The organism is Allochromatium warmingii (genome assembly GCF_900107145.1).
Taxonomy (GTDB): Bacteria; Pseudomonadota; Gammaproteobacteria; order Chromatiales; family Chromatiaceae; genus Thermochromatium; species Thermochromatium warmingii.
Map to the genome: position 1 here is coordinate 61,363 of NZ_FNOW01000004.1, position 23,654 is coordinate 85,016.

The window sequence follows — 23,654 nt, forward strand, 5'->3', positions numbered from 1 at the left end:
CGCGCTTTGTTTATCAGGGAGATTTGCCGCTCATGCCCATCACCACTCACCGCTTGATCCTGACGGCCACGACGCTGCTCTTGCTGGTTGGCTGTCAATTCGCGCCGCTCAAATCTGATGCACCGACATCAACGACGCCTGACGCATCCGCACCTGCTGCGGTCAACACTGAAACACCCGCCAATCCGTGCGTAGCCAATTGCGACACGGCCAAAACACAATGCGAAGAGCGGCAACGCCTGCGCGAGCAGTTATGTCAAGAACAGGTCACGCGCCTCCAGAACGACCGCACGCCATGCAACACCACGACTAATCCGCTTTGCCCCAAGCCGACTGCTTGCTTAGGTGAGGACATGCGCCTGTGCCGTGTGCAGCATCAAGAATGCCTCGCCCGCTGTGCTGCCGTCCCGCCGCTGAAGCCAAAAACGCCAGCGCCTGAATCAGCTAACCCAGCACAACCCTGATGGCATGGCTGTATCTGTTCATCGCCGGACTGTTTGAATGGGGCTGGCCGGTCGGACTCAAGCTCGGCGTCACTGACAACGGCCTGCATTGGGGCTGGATTCTGTTCGCCGTGTTCTGTATGACGGCCAGCGGCGTACTGCTGTTGATCGCGCAAAAAACGCTCCCGATTGGGACGGCTTACGCGGTTTGGACGGGGATCGGTGCGGTCGGCACCTTCGTGCTGGGGATTTTAGTGTTTGGCGAACCGGCCACACTCGCCCGCATGTTTTTTGTGAGCTTGATTGTGGTGGGGATTGTGGGATTGAAGCTGGCGTCGGATTGAGGATTGAGAATTTAGACAGGATTAACAGGATGTTTCAGGATGAACAGGATTAAAAATGATTTTAAAAACAAGATCTTAAAAATCCTGTCAATCCTGAAACATCCTGTTAATCCTGTCTAAAAATCAGCTAAACCGAATCGGCAACCGCTTCATCATCAGTATTTTTCGCCTTGCGACGCGGCAACACCGGCAGTTCCTCATCGACCGCAATCACCCGCAACGCTCGCTCTTCCGCCGCAAGCCGTTTAGCCGCAATCGCTTTTTCCTGCCGCGCCCGCACCGTATAGCCCAGCGCCGCACCACCGGCACCGGCCAGCGTCGCTAATCCCAGCGTCATAAACTGCGCCAGCATCATCGCTACACCGATACCAAAGGTGCCGCCGACGACTAAGCCGGTTTTGAGACTCAACCCAGCCGAAGCACGTTTTTTGACCTTCGCAGCCAGATTCGCCGCCTCGCGGGTCGCCTTGACGCGCTGTTGTTCGGCGCGAACGCGGATTTTTTCGCGTTCTTTAGAATGCCGCTCACTGACTCGCGACACCACGCGCTGTCGATCCGCTGAAACGATGGTGTTAAACCACAGCGCCACCATCACCGCAATCGCCCCACCTAATAGCGCAAATAACGGCCAGGTTGTCATCCAATCGGTCTGGTACGCGGTATAAATCAACAGAACCGTGACCCCTTGCAGCAGCACGATCCCGATGAGAAAACGGATAAAACTTCCGAGACCAAAGGGCATAATGTGTATCGCTCTTGAGCGTTCAGTCAGGTTAAAAATGCAAATTCGGCATTCAGATTCGATCAGATCAACACAATCCAGCGCGGCGCGGGCTTCGCTGGCGCTGGGCGTAACTGCGCTGCCAGATCAAGCAACCGCTGGCGCAGTGCCGCCAGACTGTCCGGTCGCCCGCTCAGCTCGAGCGGGATGTCACGATCATAGGCATCGACCAAGCTGTACACATGCTCCGACCCCAGCGTGGACAAATCGGCGACTAAACGCGGTGCATCGGCGGTCAGCGGCAGCAAACTCGGTTCCAGTCCGGCGATCAAAAATGGCCCCGCGCCGCGCTCGATCTGGGTTGCAACCCGCGCCTGCCCGCGCTGGCGCAGCAGCTCACCGAGTTGACGGCGCATCAGATTGGACAGATCGACCGCCACCAAATCCATCAGCGGCGCATTCGGGGCGCGTCCGGCGCGAATCGGGATCACAAAGACATGCGCTTCAGCACTGGGCGCGGCGCTGGTTTCAGGTGTTTCACTTGGCGTGGCGACATAGGTCTCGATCATCCGAAACAGTTCACTGTGACGGGTGAGCGCCGCACCGCTGGCCCGCTCAAATCCAGCACCGAGCAGCACAAATGTGTACAGGCCATAGCCGGGCAAGGCGTCCTCATAGAGCCGATTGAGCGCGATGTCGGTCACAAGCTGCACACTCTGTCCGGCTGACGGAAAATAGAGCATCCCGTAGCCTGCGCCCGCATCCTCAGCCGCGAATGGGTCGGCGGCTTGCTCAGAAGGCGGCTGGGCATCAGGCTGGCGCGAAGTCGGGAGCAGCGGTGCCGCGACTGCACTTCCGGGCGGTCGGGACACGGGCGGTTGCTCCACGACCGGCGGCGCAGTTGCACAGCCAGTCAGCGCCAGCCCGAGCAGCACCGAACACAGCACGCCTGCGCAGCGTGGAAAATCAAGACAAAAAACGCCAGTCATGCACTCAAGCCAATCTGTCGAAAGCCACGCATCATACAGGGCAGGCCGCGCAAAATCCCGATTACTCAGCTTGCTCAACCTGCTCGCCGAGCACCGCCACCACTGCCGCGCACAGGTGCGCCAGTTGCGCATCGGTGATGACATAGGGCGGCATCAAATACACCAAGCGTCCGAATGGTCGCACCCAGACGCCGCGCTCGACCAGTTGGCGCTGAATCTCGCGCATCGGCACCGGCTGTTCCAGCTCAACCACGCCAATTCCACCCAATACGCGCACCTCAGCCACGCCCGCCAGCGTGCGAGCGGGCGCCAGTCCCGTGTTTAAACCATGTTCGAGCCGCTGGATATTCGCGGCCCAATCGTGCGCCAACAGCAGTTCAATGCTGGCATTGGCAATCGCGCAGGCCAGCGGATTGCCCATAAAGGTCGGGCCGTGCATGAACATCCCAGGTGCGCCCGAGGCAATCCCGTGCGCGACACGCTGACTGGCCAGCGTTGCCGCAAGCGTGACATAGCCGCCGGTCAGCGCCTTGCCGAGAGTCAAAATATCTGGCGCAATGCCGGCATGTTCACAGGCAAACAGCCGCCCGGTGCGCCCAAAGCCGGTGGCGATTTCATCGGCGATCAACAGCACATCGTACTGATCGCACAGTTCGCGCACCTGCCGCAGATAATCCGCGCTATAAAAGCGCATCCCGCCCGCGCCCTGCACGATGGGTTCGAGAATCACGGCGGCCAATTCATGCCGATGACGTGCGAGTAATTCAGCAACGGGCGCGATGTCCGCCTCGGCGCAGGCTTCACCAAAGCGACAGCTTGGCGCAGGTGCGAACACCTGTTGCGGCAACACGCGGTTAAAAAGCTGGTGCATTCCGGTGACTGGATCGCACACCGACATCGCATTAAAAGTATCGCCGTGATAGCCCGAACGGATGGTCAGCAGGCGATGGCGCTCCGGTCGTCCGGCAGCAATCCAGAATTGCAGCGCCATTTTAATGGCGACCTCGACCGCGACCGATCCCGAATCGCAGAGAAAAACGTGCTGCAATGGCTCCGGCGTCAGTTCAACCAGCGTGCGCACCAGCCGCATCGCTGGTTCATGCGTCAGACCGCCGAACATGACATGCGCCATCTGGTCAAGCTGGGCGCGGGCGGCCTGATTTAAAACCGGATGGTTATAACCATGAATCGCGCACCACCATGAGGCCATGCCGTCGATCAGCACCCGCCCATCGCACAATTCCAGCTCACAGCCCCGCGCCGCCCGCACCGGATAAACCGGATCGCGGTCGAGCGGCGCGGTGTAAGGATGCCAAGCGTGTGCGCGGTCAATGGCCAGCAGGGTCGCGCTGTCCATCCTCACAGATCGCACCGACTGTCGATTTCGTTTAATGACACGCCGCGCAGAATGCCCTTGATGATGGCGCGGCAGGCCGCTTCGTGTTCGGAGGCTTTGCCGCGTCGTGCATCATTAAAAAAGCGCCCGAGTGCGCGTTGATCGGCCGTGCTTAATGCTTCAGTAAACCCTTTGGGACGAATATCACGATCCGGCACGCGATTCGGGTCATCTTCATCGGCGGCTTGTCGCCCGTGTGCCCAGTTCATCGCCCGCGCACTGTAGAGCACAATCCGGTCGAGCAACACGAACGGAAAACGCTGATTGGACACTGGGCCGATGGTGTACAACTGGGTATTGGGTGCGCGTTCGATGTCGAATTTGGCCAGCGCCTTGCCGCCCATCATCCCCAGCACGCCACCAGCAGCGGCACCAAGCAGCATTCCGGTGCCGAGTGAATGGCCGGCGGTGGCCAGATCGAGCGTCACGCCCGAGGCTGCGCCGACACCCGCGCCGACGAGCGCCAGTTGTCGCCGCGAGAGACCGAGCGCCTGCCCGACATCTTCCGAGAGCAAATCTTGGCTCAAGACCGAATCCGGCGGCACATTCCAGACGTTATGGCGAAAATTGGCGCGGATGTGTTCTTGCGCGACCACTTCGAGCCGCCGCAAGCCGTCCTCAAATTCGGCACTGAGTTCGGCTTTTACGCGGTCGCGGCCACTCTGAAAGATCACCTGACCGCTCTTGACCGTTTTCGACACTTTGTAGCTCAGGGCTTGTTTCAGCAGATCGAGAATGGTGCTCACGGCCTGATCGGTGCGCCGCTCCCAGTCGCCCGCAAAGGCATCAATCGCCTGCCCGACCATCGGTTCCCAGCGTTGATCGATGGTTTTGAGGGCGCTCAACAGCTTGATGCGCTCGTCATAGGTAGCGCGATGGGCGTTGAACTCACGCACCGAGTTGAACGCTTTGCTCAGCGCATCGCGCCATTGATCCATGTAGCGATCTTGTTTGCTCAGATTGTTCAGAATCGCCATGCGCGGGCGGGCGGTGAGGCGCAAGAGTTCGATTTCGACGCGATCTTTTTCTTTGATCCGTTTTGAACCATCAACGACCAGAATAATCCCCGCGCCCTCGGCGACGGGTTCGAGCAGCGCGATATCGTGCGCATAGAGTGGATCATATTGATGCGCGGCGACAAAAGCGTGCGCGAGATCGGCGGTCTTGTCCTCGTGGGCCTGAAACCATTCGAGAATCGCGTTCGGATTCTGAAAGCCAGGTGTGTCGATGAACTCAATAACCGTCTGGCCGTCGATCACCACCGGATAAAAATCGGATTTCGTGGTGGTACCGGCACGCTTGTCGATGGCGATGCGGTCGTTTTCGGTCAGGGTCGCGACCACCGAGGACTTGCCCGCGTTCGGGTGTCCCATGATCGCTAAACGTGGAATCTTCACCGCCATCAGTCATCTTCTCCGTTCGCAGTGGGCGGGGTCAGCATTTCCAGCCGCAGGTAGGGATCGGCCATTTGGTCAATTTTGGTCTGCCAATCGCGATAATCGAAGGCACGCAGCGGAGGCAGGCGGTCGTCGTCATCGGGATCGCCGACGAGCGCCAGCAAAATCGGTGCTTGCGTGCCAGCGGCGGCGCGGAGTTGGCGCAAAAAGACCAGATTTTCGGTGATCGGCGGTTGTGAGCCGTCCTGAATCACTGCGAGGCGAGCGGGTGGGGCGTGCCAGTGTCCAGCCTCGATCAGGGCCAGTGCGCGGGCGGTCATTTGGCTACCTGCGCCGAAGGTCGCTTGTGCGCCGATGTTCCAGCCGCTGAGCGTGCGCAGCAGGTCGGCGAGTCGTGGGCGATCTTCAGGTTCGAGCACGTCGTCGATATCGACATGCAGCAGCAGTAGGCAGGTGTCCGGGCGGTATTCGGTCGCGTTGTCTGAGCGGGTGGGGAGCGGCGCGGGTTCTGGCGCTGGCGCTGGCTCTGGTTCAATCTCAACCGCAGATGCTGACAAAGCTGGCGCTTCGTCATCAGCAATAATTGCTTGAATCTCTATCTGGTCACAAAGCTCCGGCTGCGCGATTTCAAGCGGCGGTTCGGGTTCCGATTCTGGCTCCGGCTCTAGCTTAGGCGCTGGTTCGATCTCAACCGCAGAGACTGACGAAGCTAACGCTTCGTCATCAGCAATGATTGCTTGAGCCGCTATCTGGTCACAAAGCTCCGGCTGCGTGATTTCACGCGGCGGTTCTGGCTCCGGCTCTGACTGAACCTCTGGTTCGATCTCAACCGCAGTCGGTGACGAAGCTAAAGCTTCGTCACTAGAAATGACTTCTTGTTCTTCACTAGAGGTGATTATCTGGTCACGAAGCTCCGGCATCGTGACCACAAGCGGCGGTTCCGGCTCCGGCTCTGACTGAACCTCTGGTTCGATCTCAACCGCAGTCGGTGACGAAGCTGGCGCTTCGTCACTAGAAATGACTTCTTGTTCTTGTTCTTGAACCTCCGGCGGCGGTTCTACAACGTTCGGCTCAACGCTTGGTGTCACCGTCACCACTGGAGCAGCAACCGCCACCGGCTTGCCACGATTCGCCAACTCATCGCGCCACGGGCGGTGACTCACCGGCGGCACCGCATCGCGCTTTTGAGGCGCCTTCCCCGGCGCAATCTCTACCGGAATGTGCATCTCCGGCCCCTGCCCAGTCTCGCCAACATGCGTGTCAAGATGCGGCGTGAGCAGCCGCACATACAGCGCCTGCAATCGTCCATGCGTAAACGTCAGATGCTTGAGCGTCAGCCGCTGCGCAATCAGCGACGCCACCAGCAGCGCCAGTCGTGGCAACAGACCATAGGTGAACACCGCCAACACCAAAAACCAGCGCCACGAGCGCAAATGCTCAGGATTGGGCTTAAATCCCGTCCCGATCACCGCCCACTGTTCCAGATACACCCGCGAGCCTTCGATCTGCGCCAGCGTCGGATAGCCCGCGCCTTCGCCAAACAGCCAACTCCAGGGCGCGGCAATCAGGCGCACGAGGTCATAAATCGTCTGCGGATGCGCCGCGAGCGAAGTGCCCCAGCCGAACGCAATATCCGTGAACCATTCAAGCGTAATCGTCGTGAGAATCACGCCGAGATTGAACGCCACTCCGAACACTTGCAGCGGAATCAACAGCGCCAGAATCGACAGCGGCCCATAGACGCTAAACTGTGCCCGCATCAGCCCTCGCGTGGCCAATGCCCGTTCACGCAGTTCTTGCGGCGAGCGAGCTAGATGCTGTTCTTGCAGCCAATGGGCGATCCGTTCGAGCGCCGGTTGAATTACTTGGCTTAATAACCAAGATTCTTCCACCCCAGCCTGACGCTGCCGCATCGCTCGTCTGAGCCAAGTCACAATCACGCCAACGGACAGCGCAAATTGCATCACCACCAGCAGAAACACGAACCAAGGCACACTGATGGGCAGATGCCCGTCGTAATCCAGCAGGGTTGCGCTCAAGCTGATGCCGACCAGTAAGCCCAGCAGCGCCATCAGCCACAGGCTCAAGCGTTGCGCTTGGGCAAAGGCAGCGCCGGGTAACAGCGGTTTGAGCGTGGGATCTTCGTCAGCACGTCGCGCCTTCAGCCATAAACGCAAACTCAGCCGCCGATGCGCGGGACTATGGGGCGCGGCCGTGCCGAGTGCCGATTCGATGCGCTCCAGATAGAGCGTGCGATCGCGTTCAGCTAAGGCTTTCCGCGCCGCTGGACGCTCGCGCAATGCCTGCTCGTCGGCGTCAAGGTAATACTCTAAATCAATCAGATCGGCGGCCGTCCAGTCCGCGACCTGGGCGGGTGCGCCCGCAGCGGGGCGCAAGTCGTCTGTGGCGTGTCGTGGATCCATGGCCTGTGCTTATCGTTGTCGGCAGCGAAATGCCGCCACCGCTGGCGCGGAAGCGGCCCGAAAACGCGCATGATCCCACAGGCAGGCGTTCAATTCAGCGGCCTGACCTCGAAAGGGGGGTATCGCGTTTACACGTCGAAGGGATGACGGCGGATCAGCGTTTCGACGCGATCCGGGCCAGTCGAAATCAGATCAATCGGCAGGCCGCTCAACTGTTCGATGGTCTCCAGATAGCGGCGGGCGTTGGTCGGCAGCGCGTCGAGCGTTTTGACCCCGAAGGTCGATTCACTCCAGCCCGGGCACTCGATGTAACGCGGCTGGCAGCGCTCGAAGGCATCCGCGCCGACCGGCGGTGCGTCAACGTCCTGACCGTCAAGCTGATAGCTGGTGCAAATCTTGATCGTGTCGAGCCCGTCGAGCACGTCGAGCTTGGTGATACAAATGCCGGTGACGCTGTTGATCGCAAACGACCGCTTGAGCGCCACCATGTCGAGCCAGCCACAGCGCCGCTTGCGGCCAGTCGTCGCGCCGAACTCATTGCCGCGCTCGCCGAGGCGCTCGCCGACTGCATCATGCAGTTCGGTCGGGAACGGCCCGGCCCCCACTCGCGTGGTGTAGGCTTTGACAATGCCGAGCACATAATCGAGATCACGCGGCCCGACCCCGCTACCACTCGCCGCGCCGCCCGCTGTCGTCGTCGAAGAGGTGACATAGGGATAGGTGCCATGATCGATGTCGAGCAGTGCGCCCTGTGCGCCCTCGAACAAAATATCCTGACCCTGAGCGCGGAGCGCGTGCAGCAATCCGGGCACATCGACGACCAGCGGCCGCAGCCGTTCGGCCTGAATCAGTGCATCATCGAGCACCGCCTGTTCGTCTACTGCGTCCGTGTTGTAGTAATGGACGAGCGCGAAGTTGTGATAATCCAGCACTTCGCGCAGCCGCTCGGCGAAGTGCCGCGCATCGAGCAATTCGCCTAAGCGGATACCGCGCCGCGAGGTTTTATCTTCGTAAGCTGGGCCGATGCCGCGTCCGGTGGTGCCGATGGCTTTCGCGCCGCGTTTTAGCTCGCGGGCCTGATCGAGCGCGATGTGATACGGCAAAATCAACGGACAGGCGGCGCTGATGCCGAGCCGCTCGGTGGCGGGGATGCCGGCGCATTCCAGCATATCGAGTTCTTCAAACAGCGCCGTCGGCGAGAGCACGACGCCGTTGCCGATTAAACACTTGACGTTTTCGCGGAGAATGCCCGACGGTACCAGATGCAGTACGGTCTTTTTGCCGTCGATGACCAGGGTATGACCGGCATTGTGACCGCCCTGAAAACGCACCACGGCGGCGGCCCGGTCGGTCAGCAGGTCAACGACCTTGCCTTTGCCTTCATCACCCCATTGGGTGCCAATCACCACGACGTTACTGGCCATCTGTCATGCTTCCACGAAATAAAGTAAGTTGGTTGGTGTGTGTGAGCGTGTCACAACGCTTGCGGGTCGCTGCTAGGCTAGACGCTGGCAGCCAACGGGCGCACGACCCACTGCCCAGCATCAGCGACTAACTGCTCGACACAGCCGAGTTCATGCGGGTCGCATGCTGCGCCGGGCAGTGCTTGAAGTACGCGCCGTCCCGTTGCCCGCAGGGTTTCTATCATTGCGTGTAGAGCTGGATCGGGCGACGCGGGCGCGAGAATCGCTCCGGGCTGCTGATAGCGGGCGTCTAAGCCCTGACTGTGCTGGAGTAAGCCCTTGATATCGGTGCTAAAACCGACTGCCGGACGTGCCCGACCAAACACCCGCCCGATGTCGTCATAGCGTCCGCCGCGTGCGACTTCTAGCCCCCAGCCGGGGACGAAGGCCGCGAACACGACGCCGGTTTTGTAGTGATAGCCGCGCAATTCGGCGAGATCGTAATGAATCGACACTTCGGGCAGATCATGATTGAGTGCGTCGGCCAAACGGCGCAGATAGTCCAGTGCCTCGCGTACCGGTTGATCCGCCGCCGCGAGCACTGGCGCGGCCCGTTCTAGCGCATCACTGCCGTTTAATTCCGCCAGCGCCACCAGCATCGCCGCTGGTGCGCCGCTCAGTCCAAAATCCGCGACTAAGGCTTCGATCTCAGGAATGGCTTTGCGCTGGAGCGCATCGAACAGCGCGTGCTCTTGGGTCGCGTCGAGTCCGGCTTGACGCGCCAGCCCGCGATAGATGCCAACATGCCCCAAATCCAGATAGGTTTCGGCAATGCCAGCGGTGCGCAGGGTCAAGAGCACCAACCGCAGAATCTCGGTGTCGCTCTCGATGCCCGCGTGACCGTAAATCTCAGCGCCGATCTGTAACGGACTGCGCGTACCGGCGAAACCATCCGGGCGCGTATGCAGCACCGTGCCGAGATAACACAGGCGCGTCGGTGCAGCGCGGCGCAGATGATGAGCGTCCATCCGCGCCACCTGTGGCGTCATGTCGGCTCGCACCCCGAGCAGCCGCCCGGTGAGTTGATCGGTGAGTTTGAAGGTCTGAAGATCGAGATCCTGTCCGGTGCCGGTCAGGAGCGAATCCAGATAATCAATGAATGGCGGAATGACTAGCTCATAGCCCCAGGTGGCGTAAAGATCGAGCAGCTCGCGGCGGAGCGCCTCGACGATCCGCGCTTCGGGTGGCAGGACTTCTTCGATGCCGGCAGGCAGCAGCCAGCGTTCCTCATTGATCGGCGACATGATGGCAATGGATCGGCAGCGTTGCAGTTCAGTTGACCAGATACAGCAGCCCGAGACCCAGGATCATACTGACCAAGCCAGTCAACCGCAGGGCGCGTTCGCTTTCGTCCGCGATCAGCGCCAACAGCCGCCGAAAGCTGGCCGGATTGAGGAACGGCCAGATTCCCTCAATGATGAGCACAAGCGAGAGGGCGACGAGCAGGTCATGCACGATAGTTCAACGGATCCCGCACAGGTGATCGAGAAGCACCCGAACCGCACGGCGGTCAGGCACGCCAAAGCGCGTTATCCTGTCAGAGGTTGGGGGATTTGTCCAATGCTGGAAGTCCGTTGCTGGGCTTCCGGCACTGGACAGGCGGGAGGGGATGAGCGGTTAAGGCTGCGGCTGGCCGCTCGCTTCGCGGAAAAAGCGGAAGAAATCCGAGTCCGGTTCCAGCACCATCAGACTGCCGCCCGGCCCAAAGCTGGTGCGATAGGCGGAAAGACTGCGATAAAAGGCATAAAACTCAGCATCCTGCGTGAAGGCGTGGGCGTAGATTTCCGATGATTTCGCGTCACCTTCGCCGCGAATCTCTTCGGATTCTTTATATGCTTCAGCGATAATCACCGTGCGTTGCCGATCCGCATCGGCACGAATCCGCTCGGCAGCTTCCGCACCCTTAGCCCGCAGATCGCGGGCGACACGCTCGCGTTCGGCACGCATCCGTTGATAGACCGATTCGCTCACTTCGGGCGGCAAGTCGATCTTTTTCACCCGCACATCGACGACCTCAACGCCCAAATCAGCCGCATTGGCGTTGACATCTTTGGTTAAGGCTTCCATCAGCGCCAGCCGATCATCTGAGACCACTTCTTGAATCGTGCGCTTGCCGAACTCATCGCGCAGACTGGTGTTGATGCGTTCAGAAAGCAGCCGACTGGTTCGCGCATTATTGCCACCCGTAGAACGCAGGAACTGAGCCGGTTGTGCAATCCGCCACTTGGCGTAGGAATCGACGATCACATCTTTCTTTTCAATCGTCAAAAACCGCTCTGGCTGTGAATCTAGCGTCTGCAAGCGCCGGTCGAAAGTGCGAATCTGATGAATCAACGGGAGCTTGAGATGCAGCCCCGGCGCGTAGGTGTCGGAGATGATTTCACCAAATTGGAGCTTGAGCGCGACTTCATACTCGCGCACCACAAAGGTAAAGCTTGAAAAGAAGAGCACTGCCGCTGCCAAGCTCGCTGGCAGCCAAGTTTTGAGCCGATTGGACTGATTAGACTGTGCCATTAACGTACCCTCCGCTCACGATCAACCGTCCGCTGTGGCGGCTCGACCCGTTCGGGCATCACCAGCGGGCCAGTGGAGCTGGGTTGAGCGGCCGCTGGTGCAGCCGGCGTCTGGGTTTGTTTCATCAACTGATCGATGGGGAGATAGAGCAGATTGTTGGCCCCTTCGGTCACGTCGAGCACCACTTTGCCGTTTTGACTGAGCACAGTTTCCATCGTTTCCAGATACAGCCGCTGCCGCGTCACATCGGGGGCTTTGCTGTACTCGGTGAGCACCGCTAAAAAGCGGGCCGCTTCACCTTCAGCCGAGGCGATCACGCGATCCCGATAGGCTTTGGCATCAGCGAGAATCCGCGCCGCGTTACCGCGTGCGCTAGGCAACACTTCGTTAGAGTAGGCTTCGGCTTGATTTTCCAGCCGTTCCTTGTCCTCACGCGCCTTGATCGCATCGTCGAACGCGGCCTTGACTTGCTCCGGCGGCTTGGCTGGCTGCATGTTGACTGAGGTGACAATCAGGCCAGTTTTATAGCGTTCCATGAGATTTTGAATCCGTTCTTTGATGGTCACAGCCACCGCGCCACGGCCTTCGGTCATCACGAAATCGAGCTTACTTTGACCGATCACCACCCGCGCCACCGTGACAGTTGCGTCATTGAGCGTGCGTTCGGGGTCTTGATCTTGGAACAGATAATCCGCCGCATCCTGAATGCGCGACTGGACGGTGAGTTCAACTTCGACGATGTTTTCGTCCTGCGTCAACATCGCGGCGCGATGGGTCAGGGTCGAAACTTCATCCACATTGACCTTGACCAAGGATTCAATCGGCACCGGCACATGCCAATGCAGACCGGGCATCGTGGTATCGGCGTAGCGCCCAAAGCGCATTTCAACGCCGCGTTCGGCTGGCCCGACGATATAAAATCCAGTCAGCAGCCAGATGGCAATCAGTAGGCCGATGCCGACACCGATCAACCGTGTGCTGAGTTGACCGCCACCGCCGGAGCGTCCGCCGGAAGAACCCGCGCCGCCGGGCGGCTGATTGCCGCCAAAGAGACTGCTGAGTCGCTCTTGGAGCTTGCGCACCACTTCGTCGAGATCCGGCGGGCCTTGTTCGCCGCCGCCGTTGCCGCTCCAGGGGTCACGTTGACCGCCACCTGGTTCATTCCAGGCCATAGCATTTCCGCCTTTCTGTCTGAATGAAATCATCAATTACTGGCCCCGATTGTACGGGAGCCGCTTCAATTATCCAATGACGGCAAACGCGCCCGCAGTCGTTCCAGATCCACGCGAGCGATCTCGCAGCGCAGTTGCCAACCGCCGGAATCAAGCGGTTGATCGGCGAGCACCCGCGCATGACGATAGAGCCACGCCCGCCGCTGGCCATCGGACGGCGCTAAGTTAAAGGTCTCGATCAGCCGTTCGCCGCCAGTCAGTTCAATCAACGCCTGATGCAGCAGCGCCATGCCCGCGCCAGTACGCGCCGACACCCAGACGCGCACCGGCCGCCCATCAGCATCGCGTTCGAGCCGCGCTGATTCGCCGTCGAGCCGGTCGATCTTATTCAATACCTCCAATCGCGGCCGGTCGTGACTGCCGATCTCGGTGAGCACGGTTTCAACATCGGCGATCAGGCGCGAGCGATTGACCGCCGCCGCGTCGATCACATGCAGCAATAAGCTGGCGCTGCGCGTTTCTTCCAACGTCGAACGGAACGCGGCCACCAGTTCATGCGGCAGGCGACTGACAAAACCGACGGTATCGGCCAGCAGGACATGACTGCCGCTGGGGAGATCGAGGCGGCGCAAGGTCGGGTCGAGCGTGGCGAACAGTTGATCGGCTTCCAGCACGCCAGCGGCGGTGAGTTGATTGAATAGGGTCGATTTGCCGGCATTGGTATAGCCGACCAGTGAGACGACCGGCAATTCCGCTTTGGCGCGGGCTTTGCGCCCCTGAGCGCGTTGCCCTTCGATGCGCTGGAGCTTGCGTTCGAGCATCGCCACGCGAGTGGCCAGCAAGCGGCGGTCGGTTTCGAGCTGGGTCTCGCCCGGGCCACGCAGACCGATGCCGCCTTTTTGCCGTTCTAAGTGCGTCCAGCCGCGCACCAGTCGTGTTGACAGATGCTTCAACTGCGCGAGTTCGACTTGCAATTTGCCCTCAAACGACCGCGCCCGCTGCGCGAAGATGTCGAGGATCAATCCTGAACGGTCGATCACGCGACATTCCAGCAGGCGCTCCAGATTGCGTTCCTGCGCTGGGCTGAGTGGATGATTAAAGATCACCAACTCCGCTGCCATAGCCGCCACCAGTGCCTTGAGTTCCTCGGCCTTACCGGAGCCGATAAACAGCCGCGCATCTGGTGTGGCCCGCGAGCCGCCGAGTGTGCCGACGACTTCAGCGCCGGCCGCTTGAGCGAGCAAACTGAACTCTTCATGCTCATCGGCTTCACGCGCTGGGCCGCGTCCGATGTCGAGATCAACCAGCACCGCCCGTTCGCCCGCTTTGGGCCGCTCGAACACGAGCGACGGGCCGACGGCAACGGGGCGGTCGGCGCTCGTCGCCGGTGCTTCAAATGCTTCGGGTGTGGCGCTCAATGCGCCTCCGACTCAATCATGTCGCTGTCACTGGCCGGCAATCGGACATTGCGGGCGGGCACGACGGTCGAAATAGCGTGCTTGTAGATCATCTGACTGACGTTGTTTTTCAGCAGCACGACGAATTGATCGAACGATTCGATCTGACCCTGAAGTTTGATGCCGTTGACCAAAAAGATCGAGACGGGAACGCGCTCTTTGCGGAGTGCATTGAGAAAAGGGTCTTGTAGGCTCTGTCCTTTGGACATGAGGATGGCTCCTTGTTGTTGTTGTGAATGATGCCGTGCGTCCAGCCGCCAGCGTTCAGCTTCCAGCTCATTGGCTGTTAGCACATCACGCGACTGAGCTTGAGCGCCGTTGTCAGTGGATCGGGCGTGGCGTCGAGCCAGTGACAGTCCGATTCGGCACGCAGCCAAGTGAGTTGGCGTTTGGCAAGCTGACGGGTGGCAATAATGCCGCGCTGCACCATGTCTTCCCAAGTGCTTGCGCCGTGCAGATAGTTCAAGACCTGGCGGTAGCCGACGCAGCGCATCGACGGCAGATCGGGCGTGAGGTCGCCCCGCGCCCAGAGCTGGGAGACCTCGGCGACGAAACCAAGTTCCAGCATTGCCTGAAAACGCTCGGCGATGCGCTCGTGCAGCACGGTGCGGTCTGCTGGAGCGCGGGCGAGTTTCAGCAGACGAAACGGAAGCGTCTCGTGCGCGGCGGCGTCGATGAGTGCGCTCATTGCCTGGCCGCTGAGTGCATGAACTTCAAGCGCCCGCTGGATGCGCTGTGGGTCGTTGGGATGAATACGGGCGGCGGCCAGCGGGTCGAGTTCAGCTAAACGTGCATGGAGCGCGGGCCAGCCGAGGCGCTCGGCTTCGGCATCGAGCGCGGCGCGGAGTTCGGCATCGGCGCTCGGGAGCGCAGCTAATCCCTGTTGCAGGGCGCGAAAATAGAGCATGGTGCCGCCAACCAGCAGCGGGATGCGTCCGCGTGCGTGAATATCGTGCATGGCGGCGAGCGCATCGGCGCGAAAACGGGCGGTTGAATAGGCTTCGGTCGGATCGAGAATATCAATCAGCCGATGCGGAACCCGCGCCAGCAGCTCGCGGCTGGGCTTGGCGGTGCCGATGTCCAACCCGCGATAAATCATCGCGGAATCGACGCTGATGATCTCGCATGGCAGCCGCTCGACCAGTTGCAGCGCCAGATCGGTTTTGCCCGAGGCGGTCGGCCCCATGAGCAAAATCGCCCAGGGGCGGGTATCGGGTGCGGGAGGCTGAGGCATGTGATGTGATTGAATTTGGAACCGCAAAGACGCACAGAACGCAAAGAGGATAATACGCTGAAGGCTGGCGGCTGATAACTCACCGCCCCCGCAAAAACAACCGATCCAAATCGGCATGAGCCAGCCGCACCCAAGTCGGGCGGCCATGATTGCATTGATCAATGCGTTCGGTGCGCTCCATATCGCGGAGCAGCGCGTTCATTTCGTCAAGCGTCAGGCGGCGATTGGCCCGCACCGCGCTATGACAGGCCAGCGTCGCTAACACGCTGTCGATAGCCGCTTCAAGGCGCGTGCTGTCGCCCGGTTCAGCTAGATCCGCGAGCAGATCGCGCACCAATGCGTCCAGATCTGCCTGTCGCAATAGCGCCGGCACTTCGCGCACCACCATCCGATCTACGCCGAGCCGATCCAGCACCAGCCCCAGCCGCGCCAATATCTCGCGCTGGGCGTCGAGTTGATCGGCTTCGCGTGGCTCCAAACGCACACTCTGCGGCACCAGCAGCGGTTGACTCACAATCCGTCCAGCACTCCAAGCGCGTTTGAGTCGCTCGTAGCCGATGCGCTCATGCGCAGCGTGGATATCGACCACAATCAGCCCCTCGGCTGACTCAGCGAGCACATAGACGCCGTTGAGTTGCGCCAATGCGAAACCGAGCGGTGGGACAGGTGTTTCATCCGCTGCGACGGCAGCGGCGTCGATCTCCGGCTGAGTTTCGATATCTGCATCGACTTGCGTCGGCGTGATGGCAACAGCCGTCGGACGCTGAAGCGCCAGCGCCGCTTGATAAACGCGCCGTTCTTCGCGCACACCCAACTGCGGCGGTGCGCGATGCACAGTGCGCGTCGGTTCCGGCTGGCGCGGAATCTCGGCGCGGTCGGCTGTTTCGGCTGGCGCTGTGGTGTCGCTGATGTCGCTTGCGTCCGCTGCGGCGATCTGACCACTCTGACCAATCTGATTATTCTGACCAACTTGACCCAACACACCTTGCGCCAAACGCCGCTGGATCGCGTTCTGGATGAAATCATGAACCTGCCGCGACTCACGAAACCGCACTTCATGCTTGGCCGGATGCACATTGACATCAACTAGATGCAGCGGCAGTTCCAAAAACAAGACATAACTCGGATGCCGCGTGTGATGCAGCACATCGCTAAACGCTTGGCGAATCGCATGACTAATCAGTCGATCCCGAATCAGCCGACCGTTGACATACAAAAACTGCTGATCCGGCTGACTGCGGGCAAAGGCCGGACGCCGCACCCAGCCATGTAGGTGCAACGCGACCGCCGAGGCATCGAGTTCGAGCGACTGTTCGGCAAATCCCGCTCCGAGCAAGCGATCCAGCCGCGCCCACACCGCTTCGGGTTGCCCGTCCGCTGCTGCTAACTGGTGGATCACGCGCCCATTGTGCCGCAATTCAACCGCTACATCAGGACGTGCCAGCGCCAAGCGCCGCACCACTTGTTCGACATGCTCAAACTCAGTTTTCTCGGTGCGCAGAAACTTGCGCCGCGCCGGAATATTAAAAAACAGATCGCGCACCTCGACACTGGTGCCGACCGGATGCGCCGCCGGTCGTGGCCCATCGACGTGCCCATCAAGCGCCACGGCGACTTCCCATGCGGCATCGCTGGCATCTTGAACATCCTGCGCATCCGCATGCTGCCGCGAAGTCAGCGTCAAACGGCTCACTGACGCAATACTCGGCAGTGCTTCGCCGCGAAAGCCGAGCGTCCCGACCACTTCCAAATCGGCCAGCTCCGCGAGCTTACTGGTTGCGTGTCGCGCCAGCGCCAGCGCCAATTGCTCGCGTGGAATACCGCCGCCATCATCGCGCACCCGCAGCCGCTTAATACCGCCTTGCTCAACGTCAATCTCCAGACGGCTGCAACCGGCATCTAAGCTGTTTTCGATCAATTCTTTGACAACCGACGCCGGACGCTCGACGACCTCACCGGCGGCGATTTGATTGACTAAATGATCGGAGAGAATGCGGATTGGTTTAGACATGCCAAGCAGCGGCTATAACACCAATAACTAATCGCTATTCAACCAAACTGGAAACTCAACACACACTTCAGTCGGTTGAGCTGCCGGACGTGCAAAGAGATACCCTTGCAATAAATCAGCGCCTTCGCTGACGACATAGGCTAATTCATCGGCGGTTTCAATGCCTTCAGCTAAAACCTCAATACCAAATTCACGCGCCATATCAACTAATGCGCGAAAGATCGCTTGCCGGTGTTGGTCGGTGTCAATGCCGCGCACAATTTCCATATCAATCTTGATAATATCTGGCTTTAATGTTGCCAGCAGATTTAAGGATGCATAACCGCTGCCGACATCATCCAGTGCGATGCGATACCCTGCTTGACGATAAAAATCCAGAATATGTTTTAAATGCTCAAAATCGCCGACTTGTTCCGTTTCGACGACTTCGAATATCAAGCGCCCGGGATCAAATCCCAATTTACGCGCCCAACCGACGGTACTTTGCAAGCAGTGCACAGGATCATAAATCGCAGTTGGGACGAAATTAATAAATAATTGTCCGCTAATCCCGGCTGCTGCCGCACAGTGCAAGGCTGATTCACGCGCCTGACGATCCACTTGAAATAACAAGTCGTTTTCATTGGCCAGCGTAAAGATCTCACCCGGAAACATCAGACTGCCGTCTGGTCGCTGACCGCGCAATAAAGCTTCATACCCAATCACTGTCCCGTTGCTTGCCGATAGAATTGGCTGAAACCATGAAATAAACCGCTTGGCTTCCAGAATATCAATCAATCCACTGGCATCGACTAAGCCTAACCATTGTTCAAGCGTGCGGGCGCGGGTGAAGGCATGAAAATTCAGCACTTCACCCGGTTCAAGTAATAGCGCCGCAATGCCCCGCCGTTCGAGCGTATTAAACGCATTTGCGATGCGCACCCGTTGCAGAAATTCAAATAAATTCGCATCAGGCACGCGCACTTCTAGCCCCGCCACCTCAAATTCCAGTTTCTCGACTTCGAGAAAGCGAATTAGAATGTCGATCAATTCGCGCACCGCGCCCGTGAGTAGCAGCGTGCCGCGTGCTGATACGCTCAGTGGAACAGTTTGACAACGTGCACAGGCCATAGCTGTAACTCCTCAAGCGCCAAGCGCCGGTTATTTCATCAGTATTAAGAGCTTCTCGGTCGTTGGATTAAGCACGACGCCGCGTTCGGTGACAATGGCATCAATCAATCCGGCGGGCGTGACATCGAACACGGGATTACGCGCTACGCAGCCGAGCGGGGCAAGGCGTCGTCCACCGCAGCCGAGTAATTCATCGGGGTCGCGCTCTTCAATCGGAATTTCCGCGCCGCTTGCCAGCGTCATATCAATGGTCGAAGTTGGCGCGGCGACCATCACTTTGATGCCGTGATAGTGCGCCATAACCGCTAATCCATAGGTGCCGATTTTATTGGCGGTGTCGCCATTCGCGGCGATGCGATCCGCGCCGACAATCACCCAGCCGATGCGTCCCGTTGCCATCAAGCTCGCCACCGCGCAGTCGGCTTGGAGCGTGACCGGAATGCCATCCTGCATTAGCTCCCAAGCCGTGAGCCGTGCGCCCTGCATCCACGGGCGGGTTTCATCGGCATACACTTGCTGAATTTTGCCGGCCGCATAGGCACTGCGCACCACGCCGAGCGCCGTGCCATAGCCGCCGGTGGCCAGTGCGCCAGCGTTGCAATGGGTGATGATCTCGGTCGGCGCGGCGATCAAGTCTGCGCCCAGATCACCGATGCGGCGATTGGCAGCGCGGTCGGCATCGTGGATCGCCAGTGCTTCAGCAAGCAGCGCGGCACTGGGATCGCTGGTGTCGAGCTGGGCGATCAGATCACGCATCCGCCGGATTGCCCAAAATAAATTCACCGCCGTCGGGCGCGAGGCCGCCAGCCGCGCTAAATCCGCCTCAATCGCCTGCTTCCAGTTCGCACCGGCGCTGGCATAGGCTTCACGTCCGGCCAGCGCCACGCCATAGGCTGCGGTGACGCCAATCGCGGGCGCACCGCGCACCACCATATCGCGAATCGCGGTGGCGACCTCGGCGGCGCGGTCATAGCTCAAAAACTCAGCGCGTTCGGGCAGGATGCGCTGATCGGCCAAATAGAGCCGTCCGTCATACCAGAGCGCGGCATCATCGGGGGTCGGGGTGGTGGGGGGGGTGGTGTGCATCGGTAGCGGCTCCGTGTGGCATGTTGCGTGCTATTGTCCCGCATTTCGCCACCGAGACCAAAGGAATCCCATCATGCACGCCGATTTGCTCATCCATGCCGAGTGGATATTGACCGTTGATGCTGACAATCGCCAACTAACCGATCATGCCGTTGCCGTGACCGATGGGCGGATTCAGGCGATCCTGCCCTATGACGACGCACGGCGCACGTTTCAGGCCGCGCAGACGGTCGAACTGCCCGGACATGTACTCATTCCGGGGTTAGTCAACGCCCACACCCATGCCGCGATGTCGCTGCTACGCGGGCTGGCGGATGATTTGCCGCTGATGACCTGGCTCCATGAACACATTTGGCCGACGGAACAACGCTGGGTTGATACCCAATTCGTTGCCGATGGCACACGGTTGGCGGTGCTGGAAATGTTGCGCGGCGGTGTCACCTGTTACAACGATATGTATTTTCATCCTGAAATAACCGCGCAGGTTACGGCTGAGGCCGGTATGCGGGCCGTGATTGGGATGATTGTGGTGGATTTTCCGACCGGTTATGCCGCTTCAGCGGATGAGTATTTTGCTAAAGGTTTGGCGTTATATGAACACTATCAGCATCATCCGCTCATTCAGCTCGCGTGGGCACCACACGCGCCCTATTCCGTCTCGGATGCACCATTACAACGGGTTGCTGAATTAGCGACGGCCTTACAGGTGCCGATTCATATTCATCTCCATGAAACAGCGGATGAAATCAATAACGCGCTCCGCGCCCATGATGAGCGCCCGTTTGCGCGTTTAGATCGGCTGGGTTTAATCAATCCACTGCTGGCCGCTGTCCACATGACGCAATTAAGCGATGCTGAGATTGCGCGATTAGCCGAAATGGGCGCAATTGTCGTGCATTGCCCCGAATCTAATCTCAAATTAGCCAGCGGGTTTTGTCCGGTTGCCAAATTATTCGACGCGGGCGTCAATGTTGCGCTGGGCACCGATGGCGCGGCTAGTAATAATGATCTCAATTTACTCGGCGAAATGCGCACTGCCGCGCTCTTGGCGAAAGGGATCGCTGGATCGGCTTCAGTCGTCCCGGCAGCGGACGCATTACGGATGGCCACCATCAATGGCGCACGCGCTTTAGGATTAGCCGATGAAATCGGCTCAATTGAATTAGGTAAATCCGCCGATTTAGTTGCGCTTGATTTACGCGATCCGCACACGCAACCGCTCTATCATCCGGTATCGCAATTAGTCTATGCCGCCGGACGCCATCAAGTACGGCAGGTGTGGATTCGCGGTCAGCAGGTCATTCGTGATGGTGTAGCAACCACCATGCGCGTTCCAGAAATCTTAGCCGAGGCGCAGGTGTGGGCGGCGCGAATTGGTGCCGCGAGCGTGAGAGAATAAATGTTACAGGCATGATGCGGTTGTATTTTGGTCGCGACGCTTGCGCTTCGTGACCCTAAAACCCAATGAATGATACTGTGTGTGATTTAGGATCGAACGATGCCGAGTTTAACGTGGATTGGTAAAGATGCGGTGCTGACGCATCATCGAGATGTGCCATTTCGGTTATTGGAACCGGTGCCGGAGTTATCGTGCATTGATCCGCTGACGGGAGCGGGGAGCGGTAATTTGCTGGTGCAGGGTGATAATTTGCACGCGCTCAAGGCGTTGTTGCCGCGTTATGCGGGTCAGGTGAAGTGTATTTATATCGACCCGCCCTATAACACGGGAAATGAGGGATGGATCTACAACGATAATGTGAATAGTTCGGAGATTCGCCGTTGGCTCGGTGAGGTGGTGGGGCGCGAGGGGGAGACGCTCGACCGTCACGACCGCTGGCTGTGCATGATGTATCCGCGTTTGATGCTGCTCAAGCAGTTCTTGCGCGAGGATGGTGCAATTTTTGTTTCGATTGATGATAACGAAGTTGCGACATTGCGGTTATTGATGGATGAGATTTTTGGCGCGCAAAACTTTGTGGCGACTGTCGTCTGGCAAAAGAAATACGCTGTCGCCAATGACCACAAGACCATTGCACCCATGCACGATTTTCTGATGGTCTATCAGCGTTCACCGGCCTGGACGCGCAACTTGCTGCCGCGTGGTGACGAAAAAGACCGTCAGTATCGGTACGAAGACGAAAAAGGCATTTTTCGCCCCGACAACTATACGTGCAACAAAACCGCCGAAGAGCGCCCCAACCTCTACTATCCCGTCCTCAACCCAAATACGGGCGAGGAAATCTGGCCGAAACGCACTGCCGTCTGGCGCTACTCCAAGGAAAGACACGAGCAAAATATCGCGGAGAATTTGATTTACTGGGGTAAGGACGGCACAGGCAAGGTACCGGCCTACAAGCGTTATAAAAACGCTTTACGCAATGATGGCGTCGTCCCTCAAACCCTCTGGCTGCATGAGTTCGCGGGACACACCGACGGCTCGCGCAAGGAACTCAGGGAGGTACTGCATGACATTCCCTCGGTGTCCGACTTCGCCACCCCCAAGCCGACGCTGCTGATCCAGCGCATCCTCCAAATCGCCACCGACAAGGATTCGCTCATCCTCGACAGCTTCGCGGGCAGCGGCACCACCGCCCACGCCGTTCTCAAGCAAAACGCCGAGGACGGCGGCAATCGCCGTTTTATTCTGGTTGAAATGGATGACACCATCGCCCGCACCGTCACCGCCGAACGGGTGCGCCGCATCGCCACTGGTTACACCAATACCAAAGGCACAGCGATTGCCGGACTCGGCGGCGGCTTCCAATTCTGCCGCCTCTCCGCTCAACCGCTATTCGACGCCACAGGCGAAATTCGCGCCGATGTCACCTTCGCCCAACTCGCCGAATTTGTCTGGTTTGCCGAAACCGGCAGCGGCTACAACGGCCAAGCCGACAGCCCATTACTCGGCATTCACGCCGGTCGCGCTATTTATCTGCTTTATAACGGCATCCTCAAAGACCGTTCGGAAATCGGCGGCAACGTCCTCACCACTGCCGTTCTCGATGCTCTGCCGCCGCATCACGGCCCTAAAGTGATTTATGCCGCCGCCAATCAAATCGGCGCATCATACATTGCACGCGAAGGCATTGTTTTTAAGCAAACACCTTATGCGCTGGAGATTTGAGTATGAGCGATGACCAGCGCGTTATTATAATTGCTGGCCCGAATGGTGCGGGTAAAACAACATTCGCTCGTGAATTTTTGCTCAATGAGGCTGATTGCCCAAATTTTGTCAATGCGGATTTAATTGCGGCTGGTATTGCCCCATTTGCACCAGATACTGTCTCTGTTCACGCTGGTAGACTCATGTTAAATGAGCTAAAAAGATACTGTATGAGTCGCCAAAATTTTGCTTTTGAAACAACACTCTCTGGTCGCGGCTACCTGCGACACATTCGTGATTGGCAAAAAGCTGGCTATCGAGTTAAATTGATTTTTCTAAAACTGAATACGGCTGATGAAGCTGTTGCCCGAGTTGTGCAGCGTGTCAAACAAGGTGGCCACGCAATTCCCGAATCGGTTATACGTCGGCGTTTCTTATCGGGTCTTGAAAATTTTACGCATTACTATGCGCCGGCTGTCGATGCGTGGGCACTCTACGATAACTCGACAGAGTTACCACAGTTATTAGATTGGAGTGAAAAGTGAAAAAAAATACCAAACCGTTAGAGCAAGCATTAAACGCAGATTTACGCGGCTCTTGGCCTGCTTTGCAACGTGCCGCTCAACGTGCGCGAGAATTAGCAGCACAAACTGGCACGGCGATTGTAGTGAGCCGTGATGGAAAGATCGAGCATATTCAACCTAATGCTTTCAATAATCGAAGTAGCGTCCCAGTCATAACGTCTAAACATGATCAAATTGATTCAAATTGACGCGCTATGACCACCTTCG

22 protein-coding genes are annotated in these 23,654 nt (G+C 58.8%); 6 read left to right on the forward strand and 16 right to left on the reverse strand.

Annotated elements, in window-relative coordinates:
- Window positions 1-32 precede the first annotated feature (32 nt).
- Window positions 33-464, forward strand: coding sequence for a hypothetical protein (locus tag BLW10_RS02135; protein ID WP_091332000.1), 432 nt, complete (start codon window positions 33-35; stop codon window positions 462-464).
- Window positions 464-787 (forward strand): DMT family transporter, encoded by a 324-nt coding sequence (locus tag BLW10_RS02140; RefSeq protein ID WP_091332001.1) that lies wholly within the window; start codon window positions 464-466, stop codon window positions 785-787. The genes BLW10_RS02135 and BLW10_RS02140 overlap by 1 nt, the downstream gene beginning before the upstream one ends.
- A 127-nt stretch (window positions 788-914) precedes the next feature.
- Here BLW10_RS02140 and BLW10_RS02145 read toward each other — a convergent pair whose 3' ends face one another.
- The 16 genes from BLW10_RS02145 to mtnA all read right to left on the reverse strand — a co-directional run bounded on the left by BLW10_RS02145 (window position 915) and on the right by mtnA (window position 19,760).
- The gene (locus BLW10_RS02145) at window positions 915-1,538 is read right to left on the reverse strand and encodes a hypothetical protein (protein ID WP_091332003.1); all 624 of its coding nucleotides are present in this window, start codon (window positions 1,536-1,538) and stop codon (window positions 915-917) included.
- Between the two features lie 53 nt (window positions 1,539-1,591).
- The gene (locus BLW10_RS02150; RefSeq protein ID WP_143116990.1) at window positions 1,592-2,641 is read right to left on the reverse strand and encodes a hypothetical protein; all 1,050 of its coding nucleotides are present in this window, start codon (window positions 2,639-2,641) and stop codon (window positions 1,592-1,594) included.
- Window positions 2,559-3,854, reverse strand: coding sequence for an adenosylmethionine--8-amino-7-oxononanoate transaminase (gene bioA, locus BLW10_RS02155; protein WP_091332006.1), 1,296 nt, complete (start codon window positions 3,852-3,854; stop codon window positions 2,559-2,561). Before bioA ends, BLW10_RS02150 begins: the two co-directional genes overlap by 83 nt.
- Before the next feature lie 2 nt (window positions 3,855-3,856).
- A complete protein-coding gene (locus tag BLW10_RS02160) occupies window positions 3,857-5,296 on the reverse strand; it encodes a GTPase/DUF3482 domain-containing protein (RefSeq protein ID WP_091332007.1) in 1,440 nt (479 codons plus the stop codon).
- On the reverse strand, window positions 5,296-7,713 hold the full coding sequence (locus BLW10_RS02165) for a DUF2868 domain-containing protein (RefSeq protein WP_091332009.1): 2,418 nt from the start codon (window positions 7,711-7,713) through the stop codon (window positions 5,296-5,298). Before BLW10_RS02165 ends, BLW10_RS02160 begins: the two co-directional genes overlap by 1 nt.
- 128 nt (window positions 7,714-7,841) lie before the next feature.
- A complete protein-coding gene (locus tag BLW10_RS02170) occupies window positions 7,842-9,137 on the reverse strand; it encodes an adenylosuccinate synthase (RefSeq protein WP_091332010.1) in 1,296 nt (431 codons plus the stop codon).
- A 77-nt stretch (window positions 9,138-9,214) separates the two neighbouring features.
- Window positions 9,215-10,420: an ATP phosphoribosyltransferase regulatory subunit gene (locus tag BLW10_RS02175; protein ID WP_177168962.1), complete on the reverse strand. Its 1,206-nt coding sequence runs from the start codon at window positions 10,418-10,420 to the stop codon at window positions 9,215-9,217.
- A gap of 28 nt (window positions 10,421-10,448) precedes the next feature.
- Entirely contained in the window at window positions 10,449-10,631 is a 183-nt protein-coding gene (locus tag BLW10_RS02180) for a DUF2065 domain-containing protein (protein ID WP_091332012.1), read from the reverse strand.
- 162 nt (window positions 10,632-10,793) lie between these two features.
- Window positions 10,794-11,690: a protease modulator HflC gene (gene hflC / locus BLW10_RS02185; protein ID WP_091332014.1), complete on the reverse strand. Its 897-nt coding sequence runs from the start codon at window positions 11,688-11,690 to the stop codon at window positions 10,794-10,796.
- Window positions 11,690-12,862: an FtsH protease activity modulator HflK gene (gene hflK / locus BLW10_RS02190; protein ID WP_091332016.1), complete on the reverse strand. Its 1,173-nt coding sequence runs from the start codon at window positions 12,860-12,862 to the stop codon at window positions 11,690-11,692. Before hflK ends, hflC begins: the two co-directional genes overlap by 1 nt.
- Window positions 12,863-12,927: 65 nt before the next feature.
- Window positions 12,928-14,205: a ribosome rescue GTPase HflX gene (gene hflX, locus BLW10_RS02195; protein ID WP_091332061.1), complete on the reverse strand. Its 1,278-nt coding sequence runs from the start codon at window positions 14,203-14,205 to the stop codon at window positions 12,928-12,930.
- Window positions 14,206-14,276: 71 nt separating this feature from the next.
- Complete coding sequence (gene hfq / locus BLW10_RS02200) at window positions 14,277-14,528, reverse strand: RNA chaperone Hfq (RefSeq protein ID WP_091332064.1); 252 nt, start codon at window positions 14,526-14,528, stop codon at window positions 14,277-14,279.
- Between the two features lie 77 nt (window positions 14,529-14,605).
- Window positions 14,606-15,553 (reverse strand): tRNA (adenosine(37)-N6)-dimethylallyltransferase MiaA, encoded by a 948-nt coding sequence (gene miaA, locus BLW10_RS02205; protein ID WP_091332062.1) that lies wholly within the window; start codon window positions 15,551-15,553, stop codon window positions 14,606-14,608.
- Window positions 15,554-15,632: 79 nt separating this feature from the next.
- A complete protein-coding gene (mutL, locus tag BLW10_RS02210; protein WP_091332018.1) occupies window positions 15,633-17,564 on the reverse strand; it encodes a DNA mismatch repair endonuclease MutL in 1,932 nt (643 codons plus the stop codon).
- 27 nt (window positions 17,565-17,591) lie between these two features.
- Window positions 17,592-18,674, reverse strand: coding sequence for an EAL domain-containing protein (locus BLW10_RS02215; protein ID WP_091332020.1), 1,083 nt, complete (start codon window positions 18,672-18,674; stop codon window positions 17,592-17,594).
- Between the two features lie 30 nt (window positions 18,675-18,704).
- Window positions 18,705-19,760 carry an S-methyl-5-thioribose-1-phosphate isomerase gene (mtnA, locus tag BLW10_RS02220; protein ID WP_091332022.1) on the reverse strand — a complete coding sequence of 352 codons (1,056 nt, stop codon included), beginning with the start codon at window positions 19,758-19,760 and terminating at the stop codon, window positions 18,705-18,707.
- Between the two features lie 73 nt (window positions 19,761-19,833).
- On the opposite strand from mtnA, the gene BLW10_RS02225 reads away from it, so the two are divergent.
- The 4 genes from BLW10_RS02225 (at window position 19,834) to BLW10_RS02240 (ending at window position 23,635) form a co-directional block, all read left to right on the forward strand.
- Window positions 19,834-21,159, forward strand: a complete 1,326-nt coding sequence (locus BLW10_RS02225) for a TRZ/ATZ family hydrolase (RefSeq protein WP_091332023.1) — start codon at window positions 19,834-19,836, stop codon at window positions 21,157-21,159.
- A 99-nt stretch (window positions 21,160-21,258) separates the two neighbouring features.
- Window positions 21,259-22,884, forward strand: a complete 1,626-nt coding sequence (locus BLW10_RS02230; RefSeq protein WP_091332024.1) for a site-specific DNA-methyltransferase — start codon at window positions 21,259-21,261, stop codon at window positions 22,882-22,884.
- Between the two features lie 2 nt (window positions 22,885-22,886).
- A complete protein-coding gene (locus BLW10_RS02235; RefSeq protein WP_091332026.1) occupies window positions 22,887-23,408 on the forward strand; it encodes an ATPase in 522 nt (173 codons plus the stop codon).
- Entirely contained in the window at window positions 23,405-23,635 is a 231-nt protein-coding gene (locus BLW10_RS02240) for a hypothetical protein (protein WP_091332028.1), read from the forward strand. Before BLW10_RS02235 ends, BLW10_RS02240 begins: the two co-directional genes overlap by 4 nt.
- The last annotated feature ends 19 nt before the right edge of the window (window positions 23,636-23,654 follow it).